This is a genomic window from Pinisolibacter sp. DMC19 (assembly GCF_056313985.1).
The window spans coordinates 36,020-59,951 of the sequence record NZ_JBQUZF010000008.1; the positions used below are offsets into that span (position 1 = coordinate 36,020).

General features: G+C 70.0%; 21 protein-coding genes. 19 read left to right on the forward strand and 2 right to left on the reverse strand.

All coding sequences use genetic code 11. From position 1 onward, the window contains the following. Window positions 1-4: 4 nt before the first annotated feature. On the reverse strand, window positions 5-3,751 hold the full coding sequence (locus tag ACT53U_RS17320) for an AMP-binding protein (protein WP_476157051.1): 3,747 nt from the start codon (window positions 3,749-3,751) through the stop codon (window positions 5-7). Between the two features lie 356 nt (window positions 3,752-4,107). Here ACT53U_RS17320 and ACT53U_RS17325 point away from each other — a divergent pair, with 356 nt between their 5' ends. From ACT53U_RS17325 to ACT53U_RS17375, 11 genes are all read left to right on the forward strand, one after another. Next, window positions 4,108-5,286 (forward strand): ABC transporter substrate-binding protein, encoded by a 1,179-nt coding sequence (locus tag ACT53U_RS17325; RefSeq protein ID WP_476157052.1) that lies wholly within the window; start codon window positions 4,108-4,110, stop codon window positions 5,284-5,286. Between the two features lie 64 nt (window positions 5,287-5,350). Further along, a complete protein-coding gene (locus ACT53U_RS17330; RefSeq protein WP_476157053.1) occupies window positions 5,351-6,223 on the forward strand; it encodes a branched-chain amino acid ABC transporter permease in 873 nt (290 codons plus the stop codon). Between the two features lie 10 nt (window positions 6,224-6,233). Beyond that, complete coding sequence (locus ACT53U_RS17335; RefSeq protein WP_476157054.1) at window positions 6,234-7,229, forward strand: branched-chain amino acid ABC transporter permease; 996 nt, start codon at window positions 6,234-6,236, stop codon at window positions 7,227-7,229. Next, window positions 7,216-7,923, forward strand: a complete 708-nt coding sequence (locus ACT53U_RS17340) for an ABC transporter ATP-binding protein (protein ID WP_476157055.1) — start codon at window positions 7,216-7,218, stop codon at window positions 7,921-7,923. The genes ACT53U_RS17335 and ACT53U_RS17340 overlap by 14 nt, the downstream gene beginning before the upstream one ends. Further along, window positions 7,923-8,645, forward strand: a complete 723-nt coding sequence (locus ACT53U_RS17345) for an ABC transporter ATP-binding protein (protein WP_476157056.1) — start codon at window positions 7,923-7,925, stop codon at window positions 8,643-8,645. The genes ACT53U_RS17340 and ACT53U_RS17345 overlap by 1 nt, the downstream gene beginning before the upstream one ends. A gap of 26 nt (window positions 8,646-8,671) precedes the next feature. Next, window positions 8,672-9,460 (forward strand): enoyl-CoA hydratase-related protein, encoded by a 789-nt coding sequence (locus ACT53U_RS17350; protein ID WP_476157057.1) that lies wholly within the window; start codon window positions 8,672-8,674, stop codon window positions 9,458-9,460. 49 nt (window positions 9,461-9,509) lie between these two features. Beyond that, window positions 9,510-10,316 carry an IclR family transcriptional regulator gene (locus ACT53U_RS17355; RefSeq protein WP_476157058.1) on the forward strand — a complete coding sequence of 269 codons (807 nt, stop codon included), beginning with the start codon at window positions 9,510-9,512 and terminating at the stop codon, window positions 10,314-10,316. A 37-nt stretch (window positions 10,317-10,353) separates the two neighbouring features. Continuing rightward, the gene (locus ACT53U_RS17360) at window positions 10,354-11,511 is read left to right on the forward strand and encodes a CaiB/BaiF CoA transferase family protein (RefSeq protein WP_476157059.1); all 1,158 of its coding nucleotides are present in this window, start codon (window positions 10,354-10,356) and stop codon (window positions 11,509-11,511) included. A 192-nt stretch (window positions 11,512-11,703) separates the two neighbouring features. Further along, the gene (locus ACT53U_RS17365) at window positions 11,704-12,537 is read left to right on the forward strand and encodes an ABC transporter ATP-binding protein (protein ID WP_476157060.1); all 834 of its coding nucleotides are present in this window, start codon (window positions 11,704-11,706) and stop codon (window positions 12,535-12,537) included. Beyond that, a complete protein-coding gene (locus ACT53U_RS17370) occupies window positions 12,534-13,322 on the forward strand; it encodes an ABC transporter permease (protein WP_476157061.1) in 789 nt (262 codons plus the stop codon). The genes ACT53U_RS17365 and ACT53U_RS17370 overlap by 4 nt, the downstream gene beginning before the upstream one ends. A gap of 28 nt (window positions 13,323-13,350) precedes the next feature. Further along, the gene (locus tag ACT53U_RS17375) at window positions 13,351-14,379 is read left to right on the forward strand and encodes an ABC transporter substrate-binding protein (protein WP_476157062.1); all 1,029 of its coding nucleotides are present in this window, start codon (window positions 13,351-13,353) and stop codon (window positions 14,377-14,379) included. Between the two features lie 194 nt (window positions 14,380-14,573). On the opposite strand, the gene ACT53U_RS17380 is transcribed toward ACT53U_RS17375, so the two are convergent. After that, on the reverse strand, window positions 14,574-15,488 hold the full coding sequence (locus ACT53U_RS17380; RefSeq protein WP_476157063.1) for a LysR family transcriptional regulator: 915 nt from the start codon (window positions 15,486-15,488) through the stop codon (window positions 14,574-14,576). A 301-nt stretch (window positions 15,489-15,789) separates the two neighbouring features. On the opposite strand from ACT53U_RS17380, the gene ACT53U_RS17385 reads away from it, so the two are divergent. From ACT53U_RS17385 to ACT53U_RS17420, 8 genes are all read left to right on the forward strand, one after another. Then, window positions 15,790-16,566, forward strand: coding sequence for a 5-oxoprolinase subunit PxpA (locus ACT53U_RS17385; RefSeq protein WP_476157064.1), 777 nt, complete (start codon window positions 15,790-15,792; stop codon window positions 16,564-16,566). Window positions 16,567-16,593: 27 nt separating this feature from the next. Next, a complete protein-coding gene (locus tag ACT53U_RS17390; RefSeq protein WP_476157065.1) occupies window positions 16,594-16,836 on the forward strand; it encodes an acetyl-CoA carboxylase in 243 nt (80 codons plus the stop codon). A 10-nt stretch (window positions 16,837-16,846) separates the two neighbouring features. After that, a complete protein-coding gene (locus tag ACT53U_RS17395; RefSeq protein WP_476157066.1) occupies window positions 16,847-18,217 on the forward strand; it encodes an acetyl-CoA carboxylase biotin carboxylase subunit in 1,371 nt (456 codons plus the stop codon). 10 nt (window positions 18,218-18,227) lie between these two features. Continuing rightward, on the forward strand, window positions 18,228-19,097 hold the full coding sequence (locus ACT53U_RS17400; protein WP_476157067.1) for a 5-oxoprolinase subunit B family protein: 870 nt from the start codon (window positions 18,228-18,230) through the stop codon (window positions 19,095-19,097). Next, complete coding sequence (locus tag ACT53U_RS17405) at window positions 19,094-20,068, forward strand: 5-oxoprolinase subunit C family protein (protein WP_476157068.1); 975 nt, start codon at window positions 19,094-19,096, stop codon at window positions 20,066-20,068. The genes ACT53U_RS17400 and ACT53U_RS17405 overlap by 4 nt, the downstream gene beginning before the upstream one ends. 124 nt (window positions 20,069-20,192) lie before the next feature. Continuing rightward, the gene (gene torT / locus ACT53U_RS17410; RefSeq protein ID WP_476157069.1) at window positions 20,193-21,272 is read left to right on the forward strand and encodes a TMAO reductase system periplasmic protein TorT; all 1,080 of its coding nucleotides are present in this window, start codon (window positions 20,193-20,195) and stop codon (window positions 21,270-21,272) included. A gap of 67 nt (window positions 21,273-21,339) precedes the next feature. After that, window positions 21,340-22,854 carry a sugar ABC transporter ATP-binding protein gene (locus tag ACT53U_RS17415; RefSeq protein WP_476157070.1) on the forward strand — a complete coding sequence of 505 codons (1,515 nt, stop codon included), beginning with the start codon at window positions 21,340-21,342 and terminating at the stop codon, window positions 22,852-22,854. Beyond that, the gene (locus ACT53U_RS17420) at window positions 22,851-23,879 is read left to right on the forward strand and encodes an ABC transporter permease (RefSeq protein ID WP_476157071.1); all 1,029 of its coding nucleotides are present in this window, start codon (window positions 22,851-22,853) and stop codon (window positions 23,877-23,879) included. Before ACT53U_RS17415 ends, ACT53U_RS17420 begins: the two co-directional genes overlap by 4 nt. Window positions 23,880-23,932 lie beyond the last annotated feature (53 nt).

A 23,932-nucleotide genomic window follows, 5' to 3' on the forward strand; every position in this document is an offset into this window, starting at 1 on the left:
CTCCTCAGAGGGCTTCGGTGCCGGCGGCGGCAGGGGGGGCCTTGGCCGCTTCTTCGGCGATCAGTTCGCGCGCCAGGAGCTTGCCGGTGGCGCTCTTCGGGAGCGCCTCGCGGATCTCGAGGTCGCGCGGCATCTCGTGGCGGCCAAGGCGGTCGGCGAGGAAGGCAACGAGTTCGTCGAGCGACGGCGCGGGCGCGCCGCGGCGGAGCTTGACGAAGGCCTTGGCCGATTGGCCGCGATAGGGATCGGCGACGCCGATGACGATCACCTCCTCGACGGAGGGATGCTCGTGGATCGCGTTCTCGATCGCCGCCGGATAGACGTTGAAGCCCGACGAGATGATCATGTTCTTGCGCCGGTCGACGATCTCGAAGAGACCGCGCGCGTCCATCGATCCGATGTCGCCGGTGAGGAACCAGCCGTCGCGGAAGGCCGCCGCGGTGCCCGCCGGGTCGCCGAGATAGCCGGCGAAGACGTTGGGGCCACGAATGGCGATCTCGCCGACCTCGCCCGGCTCGACCGCGCGCGAGGGATCGTCGAGGCCGACGATGCGCATCGCGAGCCCCGGCAGCGGAATGCCGATCAGCCCGGGCCGACGCGGCACGGAGGCCGGCACGCGCGAGCCCGCCGGCGCCGTCTCGGTCATGCCCCAGCCGTTGTTGAGGCGGGTGCCGACGAGCTTCTCGATCCGCGCCTGAACGTCGAAGGGCAGCGGCGCGCCACCCGAGACGCAGGACTTGAGCGAGGAGAAGTCGACCGTCTCGACGCCGGGACGCGCGAGCAGCGACACCCACATGGTGGGCACGCCGGAGAACTGCGTCGCACGGCCGGTCTCGATGTCGGCGACCAGCGTCTCGACGTCGAAGCGCTGGCGCAGGAGGAGCGTGTTGCCGTCGCGCAGGTGGCGCAGCAGCACGGTCGTCAGGGCGTAGATGTGGAAGAGCGGCAGCACCGCAACCACCCTCTCCTCGCCCGGCACCAGCGGACGCTCGCCGTCCTGCCACAGGCGGTACATCGCGACCGCCGCGGTCAGGTTGCCGTGGGTCAGCATGGCGGCGCGCGGCGTTCCCGTCGTACCGCCGGTGAACTGCAGCACGGCGATGTCGTCGGCCTTCGGCGGCGGAACCTCCAGCGGCGCGTCGTCGAAGAAGGCCGCGAGATCGGCGATGCCCTCGCCTTCCGGCATCGGCAGCGGCGCCGTCTCGCCCGGCCCCCAGACGGCATCGTCGGCGACGAGGACGCGCGGCACGGCGCCGTCGGCGTGCTGGTCGAGCGCCTGCGGCAGGAGACCGGGGAGATTGGTGGTGACGAGCCACTTCGCGCCGGTGGCATGGAGCTTGTGGGCAACCTCGCGCCGCGCGTCGAGCGGGCTCAGCGCGACGATGCGGGCGCCGAGCCGCGTCACCGCGAAGAAGACGATCGGATGCCACGGCGTGTTGGGCAGGAGGAGCGCCACGGCGTCGCCGTTCCGCAGGCCGGCGCGGGCAAGGCCGCTCGCCAGCCTCTCGACGCGAGTCGAGAGCTCCCGGTAGGAGAGCGTGCGACCACGGAAGTCGATCGCCGGGCGATCGCCGCCGAGCGCGGCGCCCTTGGACAGGAGTTCCGGCAACGTGCCGATCTCGAGCGGCGCGTCCCAGTCGCAGGCGGAGGGGAAATGACGGCGCCAGAGCGGCACGTCGGGCGCGGCGGGGCCGGCGAACGTCGCGCCCTCGTCGGCGAGGCGGCGCAGCAGCGCGGCGGGGCGCAGGCTCTCGTCGCCGCTCTCGTCGGCCATCTCGTCGAGGGCCGCGACGATGGTCGACAGGCCGACGCGGTCGGCCCAGTGCATCGGGCCACCGGTCGTGGCCGGCCAGCCGTAGCCGTTGATCCAGACGAGATCGATGTCGCTCGAGCGGGCGGCGATCCCTTCCTCCAGGATCTTCGCGCCCTCGTTGACCATCGGATAGAAGAGCCGCGCGACGATCTCGCGGGGGGAGAAGCCGCGGCGGGTGACGCCGTGCGTCTCGGAGAGGCCGAGGATCAGCGCCTCGACTTCCGGGTCGCGCTCGCCCTTCCGCGCGCCGGCGGGATAGAGGTAGAAGCCGCGCCCGGTCTTCTGGCCGAAGCGGCCCTGTTCGCACAAGGCATCCGCGACGGGTGCCCTGCCGCCGGTCGCCTTGCGGGTGCGCCAGCCGATGTCGAGACCGGCGAGATCGGCCATGGCGAAGGGGCCCATGCGGAAGCCGAAGCCGGTGACGGCGTCGTCGATCTCGTGCGGCAGAGCACCCGCCAGCAGCAGCCGCTCGGCGGCGGCGGAGCGCTTGGCGAGAATGCGGTTGCCGACGAAGCCGTGGCAGACGCCGACGACGACCGGCAGCTTGGCCAGCCGGCGACCGAGGTCGAGCGCGGTGGCGATGACGTCGGGCGCGGTCTTCGCCGCCCGCACGATCTCGAGCAGGCGCATCACGTTGGCGGGCGAGAAGAAGTGCAGGCCGATCACGTCCTGCGGCCGCGACGTGAAACCGGCGATGGTGTCGACGTCGAGATAGGAGGTGTTGGTGGCGAGGATGGCGCCGGGCTTGGCGATGCGGTCGAGAGCGCGGAAGATCTCCTCCTTGACGCCGATCTCCTCGAAGGCCGCCTCGACGATCACGTCGGCCTCGGCCGCCGCCTCGAGCCCGACGGCGCCGGTCATCAGCGCCAGACGCGCCTCGAGCGTCACCGGATCGAGCGAACCGCGCTTGACCGAGGTCTCCCAATTGGCGCGGACGCGAGCGAGGCCGGCGTCGAGCGCCTCCTGCTTGGTCTCGATCACCGTGACGGGGATGCCGGCCTGGGCGAAGCACATGGCGATGCCGCCGCCCATGGTGCCGGCGCCGATCACCGCGGCGCGGGCGATGGTGCGCGGACGATCGTCCTTGCCGACACCGGGGACACGGGCCGCCTCGCGCTCGGCGAAGAAGAGATGACGCGCCGCCTTCGAGCGCGGATCGCGCAGCAGCGCTGTGAAGCGGGCGCGTTCCAGCGCCAGCCCCTCGGCGAAGGGCAGGTCGAGCGCGGCGCGCACGGATTCCACCAGAGCGGCGACGTTCGGCGCGTCGGGGGATTTCGCCAGCGCCTCGCGGGCGGCGGCCTCGAAGGCGGCGCGATCGTCGGCGTCGGGAGCACGCACCGCCGCGGAGAGACGGCGGGGTTCGCCACGATCGGCGATCTCGAGCGCCAGAGCGACGGCGGCCTCGACGAGATCACCGTCTGCGACCGCGTCGACGAGACCGAGGGCGGCGGCCTTGCCGGCCTCGACCGGAGCGCCGGAGAGCATGATGGAAAAGGCCTTCGCCGCGCCGACCAGGCGGGGCAGACGCTGCGTGCCGCCGGCTCCGGGCAGGAGGCCGAGCCTGATCTCGGGGAGACCGACGGTCGCGGCGGGTGCGGCGACGCGGGCATGGGCGGCGAGCGCCAGTTCGAAACCACCGCCGAGCGCCGCACCGTTCAGCGCCGCGACCACGGGCTTGGCGCAAGCTTCGATGCGGGCGAGGACGTCGGGCAGCGACGGCGGGATCGGCGGCTTGCCGAATTCGGTGATGTCGGCGCCGGCGACGAAGGTTCGGCCGGCGGCGGCAAGCACGATCGCCCGCACCGCGGGATCGACCTCGGCGGCGGCGATCGCAGCGACGAGATCGCCGCGCAACCGCGCCGAGAACGCGTTCACGGGCGGATTGTCGATGACGAGAAGCGCGACGGAGCCGACGTTCCGCCTCGAGACCGTACCCATGCGTCCTCCCCGATTTTTGTTCTGCATAGCGGAATTGAAAACCGCAAATTTTCGTTGTTTCGATGAAATGCGGGACGCAGACGGGGTTGTCAAGCGGGTTGCTGTACCGATGGCGCCATTTGCGAACAAATCATTCTGCTGTGCGGAATGCTGGACTGCATTTTGTTGACAAGCTTCCGGGGCCGTGGCACTCGATGGGCGACCGTCGCTCGACCGACGGACAGGAAACGACGCGGGGACCGACCCGCGCGAACTCGGGAGGCGCCGGAACGGGTGCCGCGGACGACGCCTCGAGGCGCGGTCGCGGCGGCAGCGGTTCCGCACCCCCTTCGCGAGAAAACCTCTGGAGGGAAGAAATGGTCCGCAATGCCCTGGTGTCCGCGGCTCTCGGTCTGGCGCTCGGCGCCGTCGGTGCCACCGCCGGACACGCCCAGTCCGCCACCAAGATCGTCATCGGCGCCCACATGCCGCTGACCGGCTCGCTCGCCCGCTCCGGCCACGCCTTCGACGAGGGCATGCGCGTGGCGCTCGAGGCCTGCAACGCCGCCCAGCCGCGCTGGCGCTTCGAGGTCGAGGAGATCGACGACGAATCGACCCCGGCCAAGGCGGTCTCGGCGGTCGAGAAGCTCGCCGCCTCCGGCGCCACGGCGATCATCGGCGGCTACGGCTCGAACATCGTCGGCCCGGCCTCCGACGCTTCCGACAAGCTCGGCAAGACCTACATCACCGCCGGCGCCGTCTCCGACGAGCTGACGGCGCGCGGGCTGAAGACCTTCTTCCGCATCAACAACAACGCCGGCTATCAGCGCGGCATCGCCGGTCTCCTGACCGAGCTGAAGCCGACGGCGGTGTCGATCGTCTCCTCGACCAAGGAGGCCCCGGCCCTGCTCGCCGAAGGGCTCGAGAAGGAGCTCTCCGCCAAGGGCATCAAGGTGACCGTCCACAAGTTCGATCCGGCGATCACCGACTTCAAGCCGATCGTCAACAAGATCAAGGTCCAGGACAAGCCGGACATCATCATGATGTCGGCCTACGAGAACGACTACGTCGGCATCGTCCGCGCCGCCAAGGTGCTGAAGCCGGACGTCAAGCTGATCGTCGGCGCCTGGTCGCTCGCCACGCCGAAGATGTACCAGGAATTCCCCGACCTGATGAACAACGTCGTCGGCACCTCGTTCCTGCCCTTCCCCGTCGAGGTGAAGAGCGAGGAGGGCCGGCACTTCGCCGAGGCCTACAAGAAGATGTTCGGCAAGGAGATCGAGTATCTCTCCTCGCTCGCCTACGTCGAGACCATGGCGCTGTGCGAGGCGATCGTGCGCTCCGGCGACGCCGGCACCCTCGACAAGGGCGGCCTGCCCGACGAGATGCGCAAGACCGACCGGCCGTCGATCCTCGGCCGCATCCAGTTCGACGCCACCGGCGACAACCCGAACTTCGCGCTGTCGATGGGCCAGCATCGCGACGGCAAGATCGTGCTCGTCTCGCCGAAGGCCGCCGCCACCGGCCCGCTCGCCTATCCGGCCCTGCCCTGGTGAGTCCTCGTCGCGGCGCCCTCCCCGGCGCCGCGTCCGCCCCGTTCCGCAGACCCCTCGAGGCATCATGTTCGAACTCGTTCTGCAGGCCGTCTTCTCGGGCGTGCTCGTCGGCAGCGTCTATGCCCTCGTCGCGCTCGGTCTGGCGGTGACGTTCGGCGCCATGCGCATCATCAACCTCGCCCACGGCGAACTGGTGCTGCTCGCCGCCTACATGGCCTACGTGGTCGAGAACCGTTTCGGCCTGAACCCGTGGGCGGCGATCCCCCTCGCCCTGGTGGTGGTGGTGTCGCTGAGCTGGGTGGTCTTCAAGGCGATCGACCGGATCCGCGAGCATCGCGAACTCAACTCGCTGATCCTCACCTTCGCGGTCGGCATCGTGCTGACCAACGCGATCCTGCTGGTCTTCGCCTCCGACGTCCGCTCCACCTCCTCGCCGCTGTTGCAGGACGCGATCTCCTTCGGCGATCTCTTCGCCATGAAGGGCGAGATCGTCGCCTTCAGTGTCTCGCTGCTGCTGATGACGGTGCTGTGGTGGTGGTTGAAGAAGAGCTGGTACGGCCGTGCGGTGCGGGCCGTTTCCTCCGACCGCGCGGCGGCGGCGCTGATGGGCATCGATCCCGCCCGCATCGAGACCGTGTCGTTCCTGGTCGCCGGCGCGCTCGCCTCCTTCGCCGGCATCGCGCTCTACACCATGAGCGTGGTCCAGCCGGCGGTCGGCCACGCCTTCACCGTCAAGGCCTTCATCGTCACCGTCCTGGCCGGCGTCGGCTCGATCCCCGGCGTCTTCCTCGGCGCGATCCTGCTCGGCGTCACCGAGGCGCTGACGGTGACGCTGGCGAGCTCCGCTCTGCAGGAACTCGCCGGGATGGTGCTCTTCCTGCTCGTCCTCTTCTTCCTTCCGAACGGCCTGTTCGGTGCCCGCGCCCGGCGCGGCTGAAAGGGGCTCCATGTCCGCGAAACCCGTCTCCTCCGGGCCGAACACGACCGTGCTCCTCGCCGGGGCGGCGCTTCTCGTCGTCGCCGCGGCGCCGATCGTGCTCGGCCTCGGCAACTATGCGCTCGGCCTGCTCGTCTCGGCGCTCGTGCTCTCCGGCCTCGCGCTCTCCTGGGCGCTGCTCGGCAATCTCGGCGGCATGGTCTCCTTCGGCCATGCGGCGTTCTTCGGGGTCGGCGCCTACGGCTCCGCCCTCCTCTCGGCGCGTCTCGGCGTGCCGGTGGCGCTGGCCGTGCCGCTCGGCGGGCTGATCGCCTCGGCGAGCGCGCTGACCATGCTGCCGACGCTGCGGCTGTCGGGGCCCTATTTCGCGCTGGCGATCCTCGCCTATGCGCAGATCTTCCGCATCCTCGCGACCGAGGCGACGCCGATCACCGGCGGTGCGGCGGGGCTCCAGCGCTATCCGACGCTGCCGACGGTCTTCGGCTTCGATCTCTCGACCCGCACCGGCTCCTACCTCGTGGTCCTCGCCGTGCTCGCCGTCTTCGCCGCGGTCTATGTCGCGATCCGGCGCAGCCACGTCGGCACCGCGCTCCGGGCGATCGCCGAGAGCGAGGTCGCCACCCGCGTCGTCGGCGTCGACAGCATCCGCCTCAAGGCGTGGATGCTGATCCTCTCGGCCTTCATGGCCGGCGTCTTCGGCGCCCTCAACGCGCATGTGATCGGCTTCCTCGAACCCGACTACGCCTTCGGCGGCACCTGGAGCGTCATGCCGATCATCGCCGCGATCTTCGGCGGCTATCACACCGTGTTCGGGCCGATCTTCGGCGCCGTGGTGATCTATCTCTTCGACCAGCTGGTGGCGAAGAGCCTGATCCCGGTCGGCCACGAGATCCTGCTCGGTCTCGTCCTCGCCGCCATGGTGCTGATCGCCCCCAACGGCATCGCCGGGCTGGTCGACGGTCTCTTCGGAAAGTTCGCGGGAGGGCGTCGCCATGCTGCGACTTGACGGCGTCTCGGTGCGTTTCGGCGGCCTCGCCGCCCTGACGGACGTCTCCTTCGACGTGGCGGAGGGCGAGATCCTCGGTCTCGTCGGTCCAAACGGCGCGGGCAAGACCACGCTCTTCAACACCATCTCCGGCCTCGTCCGGCCGCGCGGCCGCATCCGCTTCGACGGACGCGACATCACGGCGACGGCGCTGCACCAGCGCGCCCGGGTCGGCATCGGCCGCACCTTCCAGATCCCGCAGCCGATGCAGCGGCTGACGGTGCGCGAGAACCTCGAGGTGGCGCAGGTCTTCGGTGCCGGCCGGCACGAACCGGCGCGGATCGACGAGATCCTGACGGTGATGGAACTCGCCCACAAGGCCGACGCCGACGCGGCGACGTCGCTGGCGTTGCAGGAGCTGAAGCGCCTCGAGATCGCCAAGGCGCTCGCCATCCGCCCGCGCGTGCTGTTGCTCGACGAGGTGCTGGCCGGGCTCGAGAGCCGCGCCAAGCATCTCTTCATGCTGAAGCTGCGCGAGCTGCACGCGCTCTACGGCCTGACCATCGTCATCGTCGAGCACGACATCGAGACGATCTCGAACCTCTGCTCGCGCGCCGTGGTGCTCGACTTCGGCCGCCTGATCGCCGACGGCACCCCGGACGAGGTCTTCCGCGACCCGGATGTCGTGAAGAGCTACACCGGAGGAGCCCACTGATGCTCGAGACCCGCAACCTCGGTGCCGGCTACGGGGCGATCACCGTCCTCTGGGACCTGACCATCGGCTTCCGCGACGGGGCGTTGACCGCCATCGTCGGCCCCAACGGCGCCGGCAAGACGACGCTGCTGCGCGCCCTGACCGGCCTCGCCCCCCACCGCGGCGAGATCCTGCTCGACGGCCGGCCGCTGCGGGGCAAGACCTGGGACCTTGCCGCCGACGGCCTCGTCATGGTGCCGGAGGGGCGACTGATCTTCCGCGACATGACGGTGGAGGAGAACCTCTGCCTCGGCGCCTTCCCCAAGCGCTGCCGGCCGCACCTCGCGAGCAATCTCGAGCGCATGTACGAGCTCTTCCCGCGCCTCAAGGAGCGGCGGCATCAGGCGGCCGGGTCGCTGTCGGGCGGCGAGGCGCAGATGGTGGCGATGGGCCGCGGCCTGATGGCCGAGCCGCGCATCCTGCTGATCGACGAGCCGTCGCTCGGTCTCGCGCCGGTGATGGTCAAGGAGGTGTTCTCGATCATCGCCCGGCTGAAGCAGGAGGGCACCACCATCGTGCTGATCGAGCAGAACACCAACGTGGCGCTGTCGGTCGCCGACGACGTCCACCTGATGCGCGCCGGCGGCGTCGCCTTCTCGAGCCCGGCGGCGGAAGTCGATCTCGACCGCCTGCACGATCTCTACTTCGCCCGCGACGGCAAGCCGTCCGCGGCGACGCCCTGACCGCCCGACCGGAGGAGCAACTGCCCATGTCGCCGACGATCCAGGTCGACACCCCGCGCCCCGGCGTGCGGCTCGTCACCATCGCCCGCCCGGAGCGGAAGAACGCGCTCGACCGCGCCACCTATCGCGCCCTCGGCGACGCCCTCGACGCGGCGGCGGCCGACGACGAGGTCCGCGCCGTGGTGGTGACCGGCGCCGGCGGCGACTTCACCAGCGGCAACGATCTCGCCGACTTCCGCGACACCGCCGAGACCGGCCAGCCGAGCCCCGGCCTGACCTTCCTCGGCCGGCTCGTCGCCTTCCCCAAGCCGGCGATCGCGGCGATCGAGGGTGTCGCGGTCGGGATCGGCACCACCATGCTGCTCCACTTCGACCTCGCCTACTCCGGCGCCGGGGCGACGTTCCGTCTGCCCTTCGTGCCGCTCGGCCTCTGTCCGGAGGGCGGGTCGAGCCTGCTCCTCGCCCGCGCCGCCGGGTCGAAGCGGGCGCGCGCGCTGCTGATGTTCGGCGAGGCCTTCGACGCGGACGCCGCGCGCGAGGCCGGCCTCGTCAACGCCGTCGTGCCGCGCGGCGAGGCGCTCTCGACGGCGCTCGATCGGGCCGAAGCCCTCGCCCGCCTGTCGCCGGCGGCCCTCGCCGCCACCAAGCGGCTGATGGGGGCGGCGAGCGCCGACGAGGTGCGGGCGGCCATGATGCGGGAGGCCGAGGTCTTCCACGCGCTGAGGCGCGGCCCCGAGGCGCAGGCGGCCTTCGCCGCCTTCTTCCGCCGGCGCGGCGCGAACGACGCGGCGGCGGCGACCGCGTCGCCTTCGTGAGCCCGTCGTGGCACAAGACCGACGCGACCATCGAAACGAGAGGCCGGACATGACGGAACACCTCACCGATGCGGCGGACCCGGACGACCCGTCCAGGGAAGACCGCCATTTCGTCACCGCGCTGGCGCGGGGGCTCGACGTGCTCTCGGCCTTCCGTCCCGGCGAGACCTGGCTCGCCAACCACGAGATCGCCGAACGCTGCCGGCTGCCGCGCTCGACGGTGACGCGGCTCACCTACACGCTGACCAAGCTCGGTTATCTCCACTTCGTCGAGGACGTCGGCAAGTACCGGCTCGGCAGCCGGTTGATGGCGCTCGGCACGGTGGCGCTGGGCGGGCTCAGCGTGCGCCAGATCGCCCGACCGGCGATGCGCGAACTCGCCAATCTCTCCAACGCCTCGGTCGGGCTCGGCGTGCGCGACAATCTGTCGATGCGCTACGTCGAGATCGCCCGCGGCCCGGCGGCGATCGCCCTCAACATCGACGTCGGCTCGCGCCTGTCGATGACGCGCAGCTCGATGGGCCGCGCCTTCATCGCCGCGTTGACGCCGGTCGAGCGCGACCGCCTCTGCCACGAGCTGAAGATGCTCGACCCCCTCGCCTGGCCGAAGACCGAGGCCGCCCTCGCCCGGGCGCTCGAGGACCACGAGCGGCTGGGCTGCAGCCCGTCCTTCGGCGACTGGCAGGAGAACGTCAGCGCCATCGCGCTCGGCTTCCGGCCGGGCGGCGGCCTGCCGCCGATGGTCATCAACTGCGGCGCGCCGACGGTGATCGCCTCGCCAGAATTTCTCCTGAACGAGGTCCGCCCCCGCCTCCGCGAGGTCGTCGCCGGCCTCGACGGGGTGATGGGCGCCTGACCCCGACCCGAGCCAGAGCCGAAGCCGGAGCCTGCCGATGACCGCATCCACCGACCTCGACCTGCCGCTTTCCGGCGTGCGCGTGCTCGATCTCTCGCGCATTCTCGCCGGCCCCTGGTGCGCCCAGGTGCTGGGCGATCTCGGCGCCGACGTGATCAAGGTCGAGCATCCCGCCCGCGGCGACGACACCCGCGACTGGGGTCTGCGCACCGGCGGCACGACGACGTCCTACTTCGACGCGGTCAACCGCAACAAGCGCTCGATCGGCATCGATCTCGGCACGCCCGAGGGTCTGGCACAGGTGCGGGCGCTCGCCCGCGAGGCCGACGTGGTGGTGCAGAACTTCAAGACCGGCGGCGCCGAGCGGCTCGGTCTCGGCTACGACGACCTCGCGCGGGAGAATCCGCAGCTGGTCTATTGCTCGATCGCCGGCTACGGCCCCGGCCCCGAGGCCGAACGGCCGGGTTACGACCTGCTGGTGCAGGGCGAGGCCGGGTTGATGGCGCTGAACGGAGAGGCCGAGCGGCCGCCGCTGAAGTTCGGCGTCGCCGCCGTCGACCTCTTCACCGGCCAATACGCGGCGCAGGCGGTGCTGGCCGCCCTCTTCCGCCGCGAGCGGACCGGGCGCGGCGGCAGGGTCGATCTCGCGCTCTACGACTGCGGCGTGGCGCTGACCTCCTACTACGGGCTGGAAGCGCTGGTGCAGGGCAAGGACCCGGCGCGTTACGGCAATGCCCATCCCTCGATCGTGCCCTACGGCGTCTTCGAGGCGGCCGACGGCCCGGTCGTCGTCACGGTCGGCAACAATGCCCAGTACGAGCGCTTCTGTTCGATCGTCATCGGGCGGCCGGATCTGGCGAAGGACCCGCGCTTCGCCACCAACATCGACCGCGCCCGCAATCGCGCCGCACTGCTGCCCGAGCTCGAGCGGGAACTCCGCAGCCGCAGCCGCGCCGAACTGCTCGCGGCGCTCGGCGAGGCCGGCATCCCGGCGGGCGAGGTGCTCGGCCTCCACCAGTCGCTGACCTCGGAGCGCACCCGCACCGCCGGCATGGTCGAAGACCGCGGCGCGGCCGACGGCGCCTCGCGCTGGGTTCTCGCCCCGCCCTACCGGGTCGACGGTCGCCGCGTGCCGGTCCGCCTGACGCCGCCCGAGCTCGGCGCGGCATCCGCGTCGGCGCGCTGGGGCGGATGACGCCGCGGTTTTCCCCAGCGTCGCCGGACGACCCGTTCGCCTGCTGAACGGCGCGCGACGGGAGGCATCTCGGCCGAGTGTCGACCTTGACCGGCCCGGGACGGATGGGGAAAGTAACGCCCCTTCACGAGCGACGGATGCCCCGTCCGTCGCCCCCGGTCCAGTCGAATCGGGGTCTTTCGGAGCCGCGACATGTCCCCGCCCGACACGCCCGCCGTCGCGACGGCCGGTCCGACCGCCATCCGCCTCGACGGTGTCGGCATCGCCTTCCCGATGAAGGGCAACCGGGTCTACGAGGCGGTGGCGCCGACCGATCTCGCCGTCGCCGAGAGCGAGTTCGTGGCGATCGTCGGCCCGACCGGCTGCGGCAAATCCACGCTCCTCAACGCCGTCGCAGGCCTGCTGAAGCCCGCCTCGGGCACCGTCGAGGTGCTCGGCCGGCGGATCACGGGCCTCTGCCGCGATGCCGGATATCTCTTCCAGCAGGACGCGGTGATGCCGTGGAAGACGGCGCTCGAGAACGTCGCGCTCGGGCTCGAGGTCGCCGGACGGTCGCATGCCGAGGCCGAGGCGGAGGCGCGTACCTGGCTCGGCCGGGTCGGCCTGTCGCGTTTCGTCGACCGCTATCCGCACGAGTTGTCGGGCGGCCAGAGGAAGCGCGTCGGCCTCGCCCAGGTGCTGATCCGTCACCCGAAGATCCTGCTGATGGACGAGCCCTTCGGGCCGCTCGACGCCCAGACCCGGCAGATCATGGGCAATCTGCTGCTCGACCTGTGGGCGACCGACCGCAAGGCGGTGCTCTTCGTCACCCACGACCTCGAGGAGGCGATCGCGCTCGCCGATCGGGTGGTGATCATGTCGGCCGGCCCCGCCTCGACCATCGTCGGCGATCACCGGATCGACCTCGCCCGACCGCGGGACGCCGCCGACATCCGGCTCGATCCGCGCTTCCACGAGATCCACAAGGCGATCTGGAGCGAGCTCAAGGCCGAAGTGATCAAGACCTACGGGGAGGCCAGCGCATGAACCGGTGGAAGCTCCTCGCCCTGCAGATCCTCGTCGGCGTCGTCGCCGTCGGCTTCTGGTGGGTCGGCTCGTCGACGAAGATCTTCGGCGTCACGCTGTTGCCGCCCTTCTTCTTCTCGACGCCTGCCGACGTCTTCTCGCGGATCGTCAGGATGTTCGCCACCGGCCTCGTCTGGCGCCACCTCGGGGTGACGCTGCTCGAGACGGCGCTCGCCTTCGGCATCGGCGCGGCGAGCGGCATCGTCTTCGGCTTCTGGTTCGCCCGCAAGCCGACGGTCGCCGCGGTCTTCGATCCGTGGCTGAAGATGGCCAACGCGCTCCCCCGCGTCGTGCTGGCGCCGATCTTCATGCTGTGGCTCGGCCTCGGCATCTGGTCGAAGGTGGCGCTGGGCGTGACTCTGGTGTTCTTCATCGTCTTCTTCAACGTCTATCAGGGCGTCAAGGAGGTGAGCCCGGTGGTGCTCGCCAACGCGCGACTGATGGGCATGAACGAGCGCCAGCTGTTCCGCCACGTCTACTGGCCTTCCGCCCTGTCGTGGATGTTCTCCTCGCTCCACACCTCCGTCGGCTTCGCGCTGGTCGGCGCCGTGGTCGGCGAATATCTCGGCTCGTCTGCGGGGCTCGGCTATCTGATCCATCAGGCCGAGGGCGTCTTCGACATCGCCGGGGTCTTCGCCGGCATGTTCGTGCTCGCCGCCTTCGTGCTGGTGATCGACTGGGGCGTGACGCGCCTCGAGAACCGACTGCTGGTGTGGCGCCCGCAACAGGCGCCGGGACAGGACTGATCGAACCAACGAAAAGGGAGAAGACGCGATGAAACGCCTCACGAGAATCCTGGCCGTCGGCCTCGCCCTGCTGGGCGCGAGCCTCGCCCCCGCCGTCGCCGGCACGCCGGAGAAGCCGAAGCTCGAGATCGGCGTCGGCGGCAAGCCGCTGCTCTACTATCTGCCGCTGACGCTCGCCGACCGGCTCGGCTACTTCAAGGCCGAGGGGCTCGACGTCACGATCAACGACTTCGGCGGCGGCGCCAAGGCGTTGCAGGCGTTGGTCGGCGGCTCGGTCGACGCGGTCACGGGCGCCTACGAGCACACGATCCGCATGCAGCAGAAGGGCCAGAAGATCACCGCGGTGATCGAGCTCGGCCGCTTCCCCGGCATCGTCTGGGCCGTCTCGAAGGCCAAGGCCGACAAGGTCAAGACCATCGCCGACCTCAAGGGCATGAAGATCGGCGTCACCGCGCCGGGTTCCTCGACCCACCTGACCACGGTCTACCAGCTCGCCAAGGCGGGGCTGACGGCCGACGACGTCGCCTTCGTCGGCGTCGGCGGCGGTGCCTCGGCGGTGGCCGCACTCGAGAACGGCGCGGTCGACGCGGTCGCCCATCTCGACCCGGTGATCTCCAAGCTCCAGGCCGACGGCGCGGTGAAGATCCTCGTCGACACCCGCACCGAGGAAGGCACCCGCGCCGTCTTCGGCGGCACCAATCCGGCGGCGGTGCTCTACGTCAAGGCCGACTTCGCCGAGGCCAACCCGAACACCGTGCAGGCGCTCACCAACGCCTTCTGGAAGACGCTGAAGTGGATCGAGAAGGCGACGCCGGAAGAGATCGCCGCCGCGGTTCCCGAGGACTACTGGCTCGGCGACAAGGCGCTCTATCTGACGTCGGTGAAGGCCTCGCTGCCGACCTATTCCAAGACCGGCATCGTGCCGGCCGAGGGTATGACCTCGACGCTGAAGTTCCTCGAGACGACCGAACCGGCGGCCTTCGCCGGCCAGACCATCGATCTGCCGAAGACCTTCGACGATCGCTTCGTCAAGAAGGCGGCCGAAACCATCAAGTGACGACGAAACCGGCGGCGCGGAGGATCGCCATGCGCGATCACCGTGCCGTCGTCTTCCCGGTCGACTGCGTCAAGCGCCTGTGCGAGCGGCGCGCCCTACCCTTCCGCGCCCTGCGCTCGAGCGGCCTCGGCTCGCTCGTCGACGCACTCGGCGAACTGGCGGCCCGAGGGCGGAACCTCGCCCGAGCCCGCTCGTCAGAGCCGATGGTCGGCGCGCGGGGTCTGGAAGACCTGGCGGAAGTAGTCGCGGAAGGTCGCCATCGCCGGGGTGATCTCGGCCGATCGCTTCCACGCCAGACCGACGTCCATCGACGGCACCGGGTCGGAGAGCAACCGCGTCTCGATCCGCTTGCCCTCGAGCGACCACGGCCGGTGGACGAGGTCCGACAGGATCGCCACGCCGCGCCCGTTCGCCACCATCGAACGCACCGCCTCGACCGAGGAGGTGCGCAGGATGACGTTGGGCTGGGCCTGCGCGCGGTTCCAGTACTTGAGCGACGAGTAGGCGGCCTCGTCGACCGTCAGCATGACGTAGGGCTCGGCCGAGATGCGCTCGAGGCTGACGGTCGAGAGCTGGGTCAGCGGATGGCGCGCCGCCATCCAAAGCCGCCGGATCGAGGAATGGAGCGTCTCGGAGACCAGTTCCGGATTGGCGACGTTCGAGGTCAGCAGCACCGCGATGTCGTAACGGTTGGTGAGCAACCCCTCCTCGATCGCCTCGCGGTTGGTCTCGAAGAGTTGCAGCTTCAACTCCGGGTGCAGCCGCTCGAGGCGCTCGAGATGGGCCGGCAGGAAGTAACCGATGACGGTGTAGGTCGCCGCCACCGTCAGCGTGCCGCGCACCTCGCGATGGGGCACCCGCAGGGACATCGCCTCGTCGATCTTGGCGAGGATGTCGTAGGCCTGTTCGAGGAAGCGCCGCCCGGTGTCGGTCAGTTCCATGCCGACCGAGGAGCGTCGGAACAGGTCGGTGCCGAGCGTCTGCTCGAGCTCCTTGATCGCCGTCGTCACCGCCGACTGTGAGATCGACAGCCCCACCGCCGCCTGGGAGACCTGCCCCAATTCGGCGGTGGCGACGAAATACTTCAACTGACGGATGGAGAAGCTCATCGACCGCGTGCTCCACTTTCGAGCATGGGATATCCGAAAATCAGATCGTCAGATACGAGAAAATCGAAAATCGAAGCTCAATTTCCAGGCACCCACAAGGATGACCTCATATTTTCAATGACTTGGTCACAGCCAAAGCCTGTGCAGCATTCTGATTTTTCGAATTAGCGTGTTCCAAAAACAATAATTCCAAATTCCGGGGCCGCTGCTAGCGTTTTCCAAGGACGGAAGACGCGCGGTCGGCGAAATCGAGCCGACGACGTCGAGCCGACCGACGAAGACATCTCGGGAGAGTGCCGCAGTGCCAACCAAGACGATCATCGACGTGAATTGCGACATGGGCGAGAGCTTCGGTCACTGGACGCTCGGCGACACCGCGGATGCCGCGTTGATGCCGCTGATCAGCTCGGCCAACATCGCCACGGGCTTCCACGCCGGCGACCCCAACCTGATGGACCGCACCGTCCGTCTCGCCAAGGAGTTCGGCGTCGGCGTCGGCGCCCACCCCGGCTTCCGCGACCTGCTCGGCTTCGGCCGCCGCTTCATCGGCGCCAGCGCCGAGGAACTGGTCAACGACATCGTCTATCAGGTCGGGGCGCTGCGCGAATTCGCCCGCCGCCACGACCTGCGCCTCCAGCACGTCAAGCCGCACGGCGCCCTCTACATGCACGCCGCCCGCGACGAGGCCTTCTCGCGGACGTTGGTCGACATGCTGCGCCGCACCGCCCCCGACATGGCGCTCTACTGCATGGCCTCCTCGGTCACCTGCGAGGTCGCCCGCTCGGCCGGTCATCCGACGGTGCGCGAGTTCTATGCCGATCGCGACTACGACCGGTCCGGCTCGATCGTCTTCACCCGCCGCGTCGGCACCCTCGATCCGCAGCGCCTCGCCGACAAGGTGCTGCGCGCCTGCGTCGACGGCAAGGTCGAGACGGTGGAGGGCGACGTGATCGACATCGACTTCGACTCCGTCTGTTTCCATTCCGACACGCCCGGCGCCCTGGCGATCGGCGAGGCGCTGCGCGCCGCGCTGGTGGCCGCCGAAATCCGCATCGCGCCGCCCGCGATCCAGGGCTGAACCGACGGCAGAGACCAGGAGAAGACCATGACCATCGAGACGATCCTCGCCCCCATCCCAGGCATCTTCTACCGGACCCCCGCCCCCGGCCAACCGGCCTTCAAGCAGGAGGGCGACGCCGTCGCCGCCGGCGAGACCATCGGCCTGATCGAGGTGATGAAGACCTTCACCCCGGTCGTCGCCGAAGTCGCCGGCAAGATCGCCGCCTTCCACGTCGAGAACGAAGACGCGGTGATGGCCGGCTTCCCCCTCTACGATCTCGACGTCTGAGGACAAGCCCATGCCGATCGAGCGTCTCCTCGTCGCCAACCGCGGTGAGATCGCGGTCCGGATCGTCCGTGCCGCCAAGAGCCTCGGCATCGCCACCGTCCAGGCGGTGAGCAAGGCCGACCGCGACATGCTCGCCGCCCGTCTCGCCGACGAGGTGATCGAGATCGGACCGGCCCAGGCGACCAAGTCCTATCTGCGTCCCGAGCTGCTGATCGAGGCGGCGAAGAAGACCGGCGCCGACGCGATCCACCCCGGCTACGGCTTCCTGTCGGAGAACGCCGACTTCGCCGAGGCCGTCGAGGCGGCCGGGCTGATCTTCGTCGGCCCCTCCGCCGACACCATCCGCAAGATGGGCGACAAGGCCACCGCCCGCGCCATCGCCGCCGCCGCCGGCGTGCCGACGGTGCCCGGCAGCGACGGCCGCGTCGACGGGCTCGCCGAAGCGCTGCGGGTCGCCGGGACGATCGGCTGGCCGGTGATGATCAAGGCCGCCGCCGGCGGTGGTGGTCGCGGCATCCGCGTCGCCCGCGACGCCGCCGAGCTCGCCGAGCAGATCCCGCAGGCGACCCTCGAGGCGACCACCGCCTTCGGCGACGGCGGGCTCTATCTCGAGCGCTTCATCGGCCGCGCCCGCCACATCGAGGTCCAGATCCTCGGCGACGGCAGCCGCTCGGTCCATCTCTTCGAACGCGAATGCTCGCTCCAGCGTCGCCGCCAGAAGGTGTGGGAGGAGGCGCCGGCCGCCTGCCTGAGCCCCGAGACGCGCGCAGCCCTCTGCGCCTCCGCGGTGCGGCTCGCCGAATCCGTCGGCTATCGCGGCGCCGGCACGCTCGAGTATCTCTGGGACGAGGCGACCGGCGAGTTCTTCTTCATTGAGATGAACACCCGCATCCAGGTCGAGCATCCCGTCACCGAGATGATCACCGGCGTCGACCTCGTCGCCGAGCAGATCCGGGTCGCCGGCGGCGCGCCGCTCTCCCTCCACCAGGCGACGATCGGGCTCACCGGCCACGCCATCGAGTGCCGCATCAACGCCGAGGACGCATCGCGCGACTTCGCCCCCTCGCCGGGCGTGGTGACCGGGCTCGCCGTCCCCGAGGCGGCGCACGTGCGCTTCGACAGCCACCTCTACGAGGGCTACGCGGTGCCGCCCTTCTACGACAGCCTGCTCGGCAAGCTGATCGTCCACGGCGCCAGCCGCGACGAGGCCCGCACGCGCATGGCCGCCGCCCTCGCCGATCTGCGGGTGGAGGGCGTGGCGACCACCATTCCGCTGCACCGGGCTCTCGCCGCCGATGCCGGCGTCGCCGCCCACGACGTCCACACCCGTTGGCTGGAAGGCTGGCTCGCCGCCAATCCGGTCGCCCCCGCCGACGCCTGAGGAGAGACCCATGAAGACGCGTTACTCCTTCGGAGGCGACGAGCATCTCTTCGTCGAGATCGACGAAGCCATGTCGCTCGACGCCTTCTTCAAGAGCCTGTCGATGTGCAACGCGGTCAAGGAGGCCGGCATTCGCGGCGTCACCGAGATCTGCCCGGCCAACGCCTCGATGCAGGTGAAGTTCGACCCCGATCTCATCGCCCCCGACGACCTCTTTGCCGAGGTGAAGGCGCTGGAGGCGGCGGCCGAGAAGTCCGACCACGTGCTGAAGACGCGCATCGTCGAGATCCCGGTCTTCTACGACGACCCGTGGACGCACGAGACGCTGATGCGCTTCCGCGAGCGCCATCAGGACCCGAGTAAGACCGATCTCGAATATGCCGCCGCGATCAACGGCTACGCCGGCGTGCCGGAGTTCGTCGCCGCCCATTCCGGCGCGCCGTGGTTCGTGTCGATGGTCGGCTTCGTCGCCGGTCTGCCGTTCATGTACCAGATGGTCGAGCGCGCCAAACAGATCGAGGTGCCGAAGTATCTGCGCCCCCGCACCGACACGCCGCGCCTCACCGTCGGTCACGGCGGCTGCTTCGGCTGCATCTATTCGGTGCGCGGCGCCGGCGGCTACCAGATGTTCGGCATCACCCCGATGCCGATCTACGACCCCAAGCAGGAGATCGGCTATCTCAAGGAGATGATGACCTTCTTCCTGCCGGGCGACATCGTGCAGTTCCGCTCGGTCGGCCGCGAGGAATACGACCAGGCCGTGGCCGAGGTCGACGCCGGTCGCTACCACCCGCTGATCCGGCCGGTCACCTTCTCGCTCGACGCCTTCCACGCCGATCCCGCCGCCACCACCGCCAAGCTCCAGGAGGCGCTGCAATGACCATCGCGGTCGTCAAACCCGGCCTTTCGACCACGGTCCAGGACCTCGGTCGCCCCGGTTGGTACCATCTCGGCATCCCGGTCTCGGGCGCGATGGACCGGCAGTCGCTGCGTGCTGCCAACCTCCTCGTCGGCAACGACGAAGGGGCGGCGACGCTGGAGATCACCTTCCTCGGACCGGAGCTGCGGTTCACGGAAGCCGCCCTCGTCGCGGTGACCGGCGCCGAACTGCCGCCGAAGGTCGACGGCGCGGCGCGCCCGACCTGGACCGCCTTCCGCGTCGAAGCCGGCGAGACGCTGAGCTTCGACTTCCTCAAGGCGGGAGCGCGGGCCTATCTGGCGGTCGCCGGCGGCATCGACGTGCCGGTGGTGCTCGGCAGCCGCTCGACCTACCCGCTCGGCGCGCTCGGCGGCCATCAGGGCCGCAAGCTCGAGGCCGGCGACGTCCTGCCGATCGGCACACCGGACAAGACGGTCGCCGAGGGGCGCAGCCTCGCCCCCGAACTGCGCCGGCCGCTGCCGAAGACGGCGGAGCTGCGCATGATCCCCGGGCTCTACTGGCACCGCCTGACCGAGGAGGCCGGCGAGACCGTCTTCGCCGACACCTGGAAGGTGGCGCCGGAGGCCGACCGCATCGGCTATCGCTTCCGCGGCGGCCGCAAGATGAGCTTCGTCGATCGCGATCCGCCCTTCGGCGCGGGCTCGGACCCCTCCAACGTGGTCGACTGCTGCTATCCCTACGGCTCGATCCAGATCCCCGGCGGTCTCGAGCCGATCGTGCTCCATCGCGACGCGGTGTCGGGCGGCGGCTACTTCATGATCGGCACGGTGATCTCCGCCGACATGGACCTGATCGGCCAGCTGCAGCCCAACACCCAGACCCGCTTCGTTCCCGTCGACATGACGGCGGCGCTCGCCGCCCGCCGTGACCGACGCGGAGCGCTCGACGAGATCCGCCGCGCCCTCGCCTGAGGTCGCGTCCCTCGTCGCCTCCCGGAAGGTCCGCCTTCCCCATCCCAGACCGCAAGACGGAGAAGCCGACGGCTTCTCCGAACCCTCCCCTCTGCTCGCCAGCAACCGAGAGGATACCGGAACCATGCGTCGCATTCCGTCTCTGATGGCCGCGTCCCTCGCGGCGACCCTCGCCTCCGCCACGCTGGTGCGCGCCGCCGACGCGCCCTGGTTCCCCTACCCGGCCGAGAAGGTCGTCCCGCCCTTCGCCGCCGACGGCAAGGCCGAGCCGACCTCCTACGAGCCGCTCGCCAAGGCCTCGAAGCCCTGGAAGATCTGTGTCTCCTTCCCGCACATGAAGGACGCCTATTGGCTCGGCGTCGACTACGGCGTCGTCGAGGAGGCCAAGCGCCTCGGCGTCAAGCTCGTCGTCGTCGAGGCCGGCGGCTACACCGAACTCGCCAAGCAGATCTCGCAGATCGAAGACTGCGTCGCCAACGGCGCCCAGGCGGTGGCGATCGGCGCCATCTCCGCCGACGGTCTCGCCTCGGTGGTGGGCGAGCTGAAGAAGAAGAACGTACCGGTCGTCGATCTGGTCAACGGCATCAACTCGCCCGACGTGGCGGCGAAGTCACTCGTCTCCTTCTACACGATGGGCTTCCAGACCGGCGCCTATCTCGCCAAGCTGCATCCGGCCGGCGGCAAGCCCGCCAAGGTCGGCTGGTTCCCTGGCCCGGCCGGCGCCGGCTGGGTCGAGGCGGCCAACAAGGGCTTCCTCGAGGCGACCAAGGGCTCGGCGCTCACCGTGCTCGATCCGAAGTACGGCGACACCGGCAAGGAAGCCCAGCTGAAGCTGGTCGAGGACGTGCTGCAGTCGAACCCCGACATCGCCTATGTCGCCGGCACCGCCGTGACCGCCGAGGCCGCTCAGGGTCTGGTGCGCGAGCGCGGCCTCAAGGGCAAGCTCGGCCTCCTCGCCTTCTACATGACGCCCGGCGTCTACGAAGGCATCGAGCGCGGCTTCATCACCGCCGCCCCGGCCGACAGCATGGTCATCCAGGGCCGTATCGCCATCGATCAGGCGGTGCGCATCCTGGAGGGCAAGGAAGTCGTCAAGCACGTCGGCCCGAAGATCTTCGCGGTCGACGCCGCCTCGATCAAGTCGGTGGCCCGCGAGAACATCCTGCCGCCGAAGTCGTTCCAGCCGGTCTTCAAGGTCGACTGATCCGCCCCTCCGGCCGGCGCCGCCCGGCGCCGGCCGCCCCCTTTCGACCACGCCCCGGGAGACGACGATGACCGACTTCGGCCGCCCGCCGCTGGTGGAAGTGCTCCGACTGACCAAACGCTGGCCCGGCGTGGTGGCGCTCGACGGCGTCGACTTCTCCGTCCGGCCCGGAGAGGTGCACGTCCTCTTCGGCGAGAACGGCGCCGGCAAGTCGACGCTGATCTCGATCCTCGCCGGCGTCACCACGCCGAGCGACGGCACGGTGCTGCGCGACGGCGAACCGGTCGCCTTCGCCTCGGTCCGCGACGCGCGCGCCGCCGGCATCTCCGCCGTCTTCCAGGAATTCTCGCTGGTGCCGACCCTGACGGTGGCCGAGAACATGTTCCTCGGCGACGAGTTGGGCACCGGCCCCTTCGTCGACCGCGCCGCGCAGCGCAGCCGCGCCGTCGAACTGCTCGCCCGGCTCGACTTCGCCATCGACCCCGACGCGGTGGTCGCCGGCCTGTCGCGGGCCGAGCAGCAGATGGTGGAGATCGCCAAGTCGCTGCGCTCGGACCTCTCGGTGCTGATCCTCGACGAGCCGACCGCCTCGCTCTCCGACAAGGAGACCGATCACCTCTTCGCGGTGGTCGAGGCGCTGAAGGCGCGCGACATCGGCATCGTCTACATCTCGCACCGCATCCACGAGTTCGCCCGCATCGCCGACCGCATCACCGTGCTGCGCGACGGCCGCCTCTGCGCCACCGTGCCGGCGGCGGGCGTGACCGAGGAAACCCTGCTCGAGCTGATGGCCGGTCGCGCCGTCGGCGAGATCTATCCCGACATCCCGCGCCATCCGGGTGCCGTGCGGCTCGAAGTCGAAGGGCTCGTCGCCCGCTCGATCGACGGCGTCTCCTTCACCGCGCGGACCGGCGAAGTGCTCGGCATGGCGGGTCTCGTCGGCTCCGGCAAGTCGGAACTGTGGCAGGCGGTGCTCGGCCTCGTGCCGAAGAAGGCCGGCCGCATCGCCCTCGGCGAACGCGACGTCTCCGCCGGCTCGGTCGCCGATCTGGTCGAGGCAGGCCTCCACTACCTTCCCCCCGACCGCAAGGAGGACGGGCTGCAGCTCGCCGCCTCGGTCGAGGACAATCTGGTCTTCGGCCTGCTCGACGCGGAAGAGGTCGCGCGTCCGGCCGGTCTGGTGTCGATCGGCTCGGCCCGCCGCCTCGCACGCGCCATCGCCGATCGGGTCGAAGTCGCCCGTAGCCATCTGCCGCGCCTCGTCTCGCAACTCTCCGGCGGCAACCAGCAGAAGGTGCTGTTCGGCAAGGGGCTCGGCCGCGACTTCGACGTCTATGTCTTCGACGAACCGACCGTCGGCGTCGACATGGGCACCCGCGCCCAGCTCTACCGGCTGATCGACGGCCTCGTCCGCGCCGGCAAGGCGGTGATCGTCGTCTCCTCCGACCTCAACGAGGTGATGAACCTGTCGCATCGCCTGCTGGTCTTCGCCGACGGCCGCATCACCGCGGAACTCGAGGGCGACGCGATCTCGGAGACCGAAGTGCTGCGCCATTTCTTCGACGAAAGGACCCCCGCATGAGCCCCATCATCGATGACCGCCCGCCGCTGGGACCGTCCCTGATCGCACCGGTGCGCAGCCTGTTCCTGGCCGTCGGCGTGCTGCCCTTCTTCCTGGCGATCGCGCTCGTCGTCTTCTCGCTCGCCTCGCCGCAGTTCCTCGGGATCGACAATCTCGTCAACGTCGCGCGGCAGTCGGTCTATCTGATCCTGGTGTCGCTCGGGCAGATGCTGGTGCTGATGACCGCCGGCTTCGACCTCGCGGTCGGCACGGCGATCGCCCTGACCTCGGTGGTCTCGGCGATGGTGATGGTCCGGGTCGCGGCCTTCTTTCCGGACGCGGTCGGCGTGGCGATTGTCCTCGGCGCGCTCGCCGGTATCGCCGCGGCGCTGGTGCTCGGCATCGTCAACGGCGTCGGCGTCGCGAAGTTCGGCGTGTCGCCCTTCATCATGACGCTCGGCGTGCAGTCGATCGGCGCCGGCGTCTCGCTGTTCCTGACCGGCGGCGTGCCGATCTCCGGCCTGCCGCCGGAGTTCGCCGACACCTTCGGCTTCGGCCGGGTCCTCGGGCTGCCGGTGCCGGTGCTGGTGGCGATCGTCTGCATCGCGGCGGTCTGGGTCTTCGTCCAGCGCGGCCGGGTCGGGCGTCACATCCTGGCGATCGGTGGCAACCCGAAAGCGGCGCGCCTCTCCGGCATCGACGTGACGCGGACGCTGATCGTCGCCTACTGCCTGTGCTCGTTCCTCGCCTCGATCGCCGGCCTGTTGCTGACGGCGCGGGTGGAATCGGGAGAATCGAACCTCGGCGGCACCATCGCGCTCGAGTCGATCGCGGCCTGCGTCATCGGCGGCGTGTCGCTGCGCGGCGGCATGGGGCGGGTCGAGAACGTCGTCCTCGGCGCCTTCTTCATCGTCCTGGTGCAGAACGGCATGAACCTCGCCCAGATCGGCTCCTACATGCAGATGGTGCTGATCGGCCTCCTCCTGGTCGCCGCCGTGGTCGCCGACCAGATCCGCTATCGCCAGCTACTGGGCGCCCGGTCCTGACGACGACGTCTCGGTCGTCGCCGGCGACCGAGACCGAGGCCCGCGGGCCCCGT

Excerpts from the sequence above, each read along its gene's own strand:
- ACT53U_RS17320 (WP_476157051.1), bottom strand. The coding sequence starts at position 3,751 with ATGGGTACGGTCTCGAGGCGGAACGTCGGCTCCGTCGCGCTTCTCGTC.
- ACT53U_RS17325 (WP_476157052.1), top strand. The coding sequence starts at position 4,108 with ATGGTCCGCAATGCCCTGGTGTCCGCGGCTCTCGGTCTGGCGCTCGGC.
- ACT53U_RS17330 (WP_476157053.1), top strand. The coding sequence starts at position 5,351 with ATGTTCGAACTCGTTCTGCAGGCCGTCTTCTCGGGCGTGCTCGTCGGC.
- ACT53U_RS17335 (WP_476157054.1), top strand. The coding sequence starts at position 6,234 with ATGTCCGCGAAACCCGTCTCCTCCGGGCCGAACACGACCGTGCTCCTC.
- ACT53U_RS17340 (WP_476157055.1), top strand. The coding sequence starts at position 7,216 with ATGCTGCGACTTGACGGCGTCTCGGTGCGTTTCGGCGGCCTCGCCGCC.
- ACT53U_RS17345 (WP_476157056.1), top strand. The coding sequence starts at position 7,923 with ATGCTCGAGACCCGCAACCTCGGTGCCGGCTACGGGGCGATCACCGTC.
- ACT53U_RS17350 (WP_476157057.1), top strand. The coding sequence starts at position 8,672 with ATGTCGCCGACGATCCAGGTCGACACCCCGCGCCCCGGCGTGCGGCTC.
- ACT53U_RS17355 (WP_476157058.1), top strand. The coding sequence starts at position 9,510 with ATGACGGAACACCTCACCGATGCGGCGGACCCGGACGACCCGTCCAGG.
- ACT53U_RS17360 (WP_476157059.1), top strand. The coding sequence starts at position 10,354 with ATGACCGCATCCACCGACCTCGACCTGCCGCTTTCCGGCGTGCGCGTG.
- ACT53U_RS17365 (WP_476157060.1), top strand. The coding sequence starts at position 11,704 with ATGTCCCCGCCCGACACGCCCGCCGTCGCGACGGCCGGTCCGACCGCC.
- ACT53U_RS17370 (WP_476157061.1), top strand. The coding sequence starts at position 12,534 with ATGAACCGGTGGAAGCTCCTCGCCCTGCAGATCCTCGTCGGCGTCGTC.
- ACT53U_RS17375 (WP_476157062.1), top strand. The coding sequence starts at position 13,351 with ATGAAACGCCTCACGAGAATCCTGGCCGTCGGCCTCGCCCTGCTGGGC.
- ACT53U_RS17380 (WP_476157063.1), bottom strand. The coding sequence starts at position 15,488 with ATGAGCTTCTCCATCCGTCAGTTGAAGTATTTCGTCGCCACCGCCGAA.
- ACT53U_RS17390 (WP_476157065.1), top strand. The coding sequence starts at position 16,594 with ATGACCATCGAGACGATCCTCGCCCCCATCCCAGGCATCTTCTACCGG.
- ACT53U_RS17395 (WP_476157066.1), top strand. The coding sequence starts at position 16,847 with ATGCCGATCGAGCGTCTCCTCGTCGCCAACCGCGGTGAGATCGCGGTC.
- ACT53U_RS17400 (WP_476157067.1), top strand. The coding sequence starts at position 18,228 with ATGAAGACGCGTTACTCCTTCGGAGGCGACGAGCATCTCTTCGTCGAG.
- ACT53U_RS17405 (WP_476157068.1), top strand. The coding sequence starts at position 19,094 with ATGACCATCGCGGTCGTCAAACCCGGCCTTTCGACCACGGTCCAGGAC.
- torT (WP_476157069.1), top strand. The coding sequence starts at position 20,193 with ATGCGTCGCATTCCGTCTCTGATGGCCGCGTCCCTCGCGGCGACCCTC.
- ACT53U_RS17415 (WP_476157070.1), top strand. The coding sequence starts at position 21,340 with ATGACCGACTTCGGCCGCCCGCCGCTGGTGGAAGTGCTCCGACTGACC.
- ACT53U_RS17420 (WP_476157071.1), top strand. The coding sequence starts at position 22,851 with ATGAGCCCCATCATCGATGACCGCCCGCCGCTGGGACCGTCCCTGATC.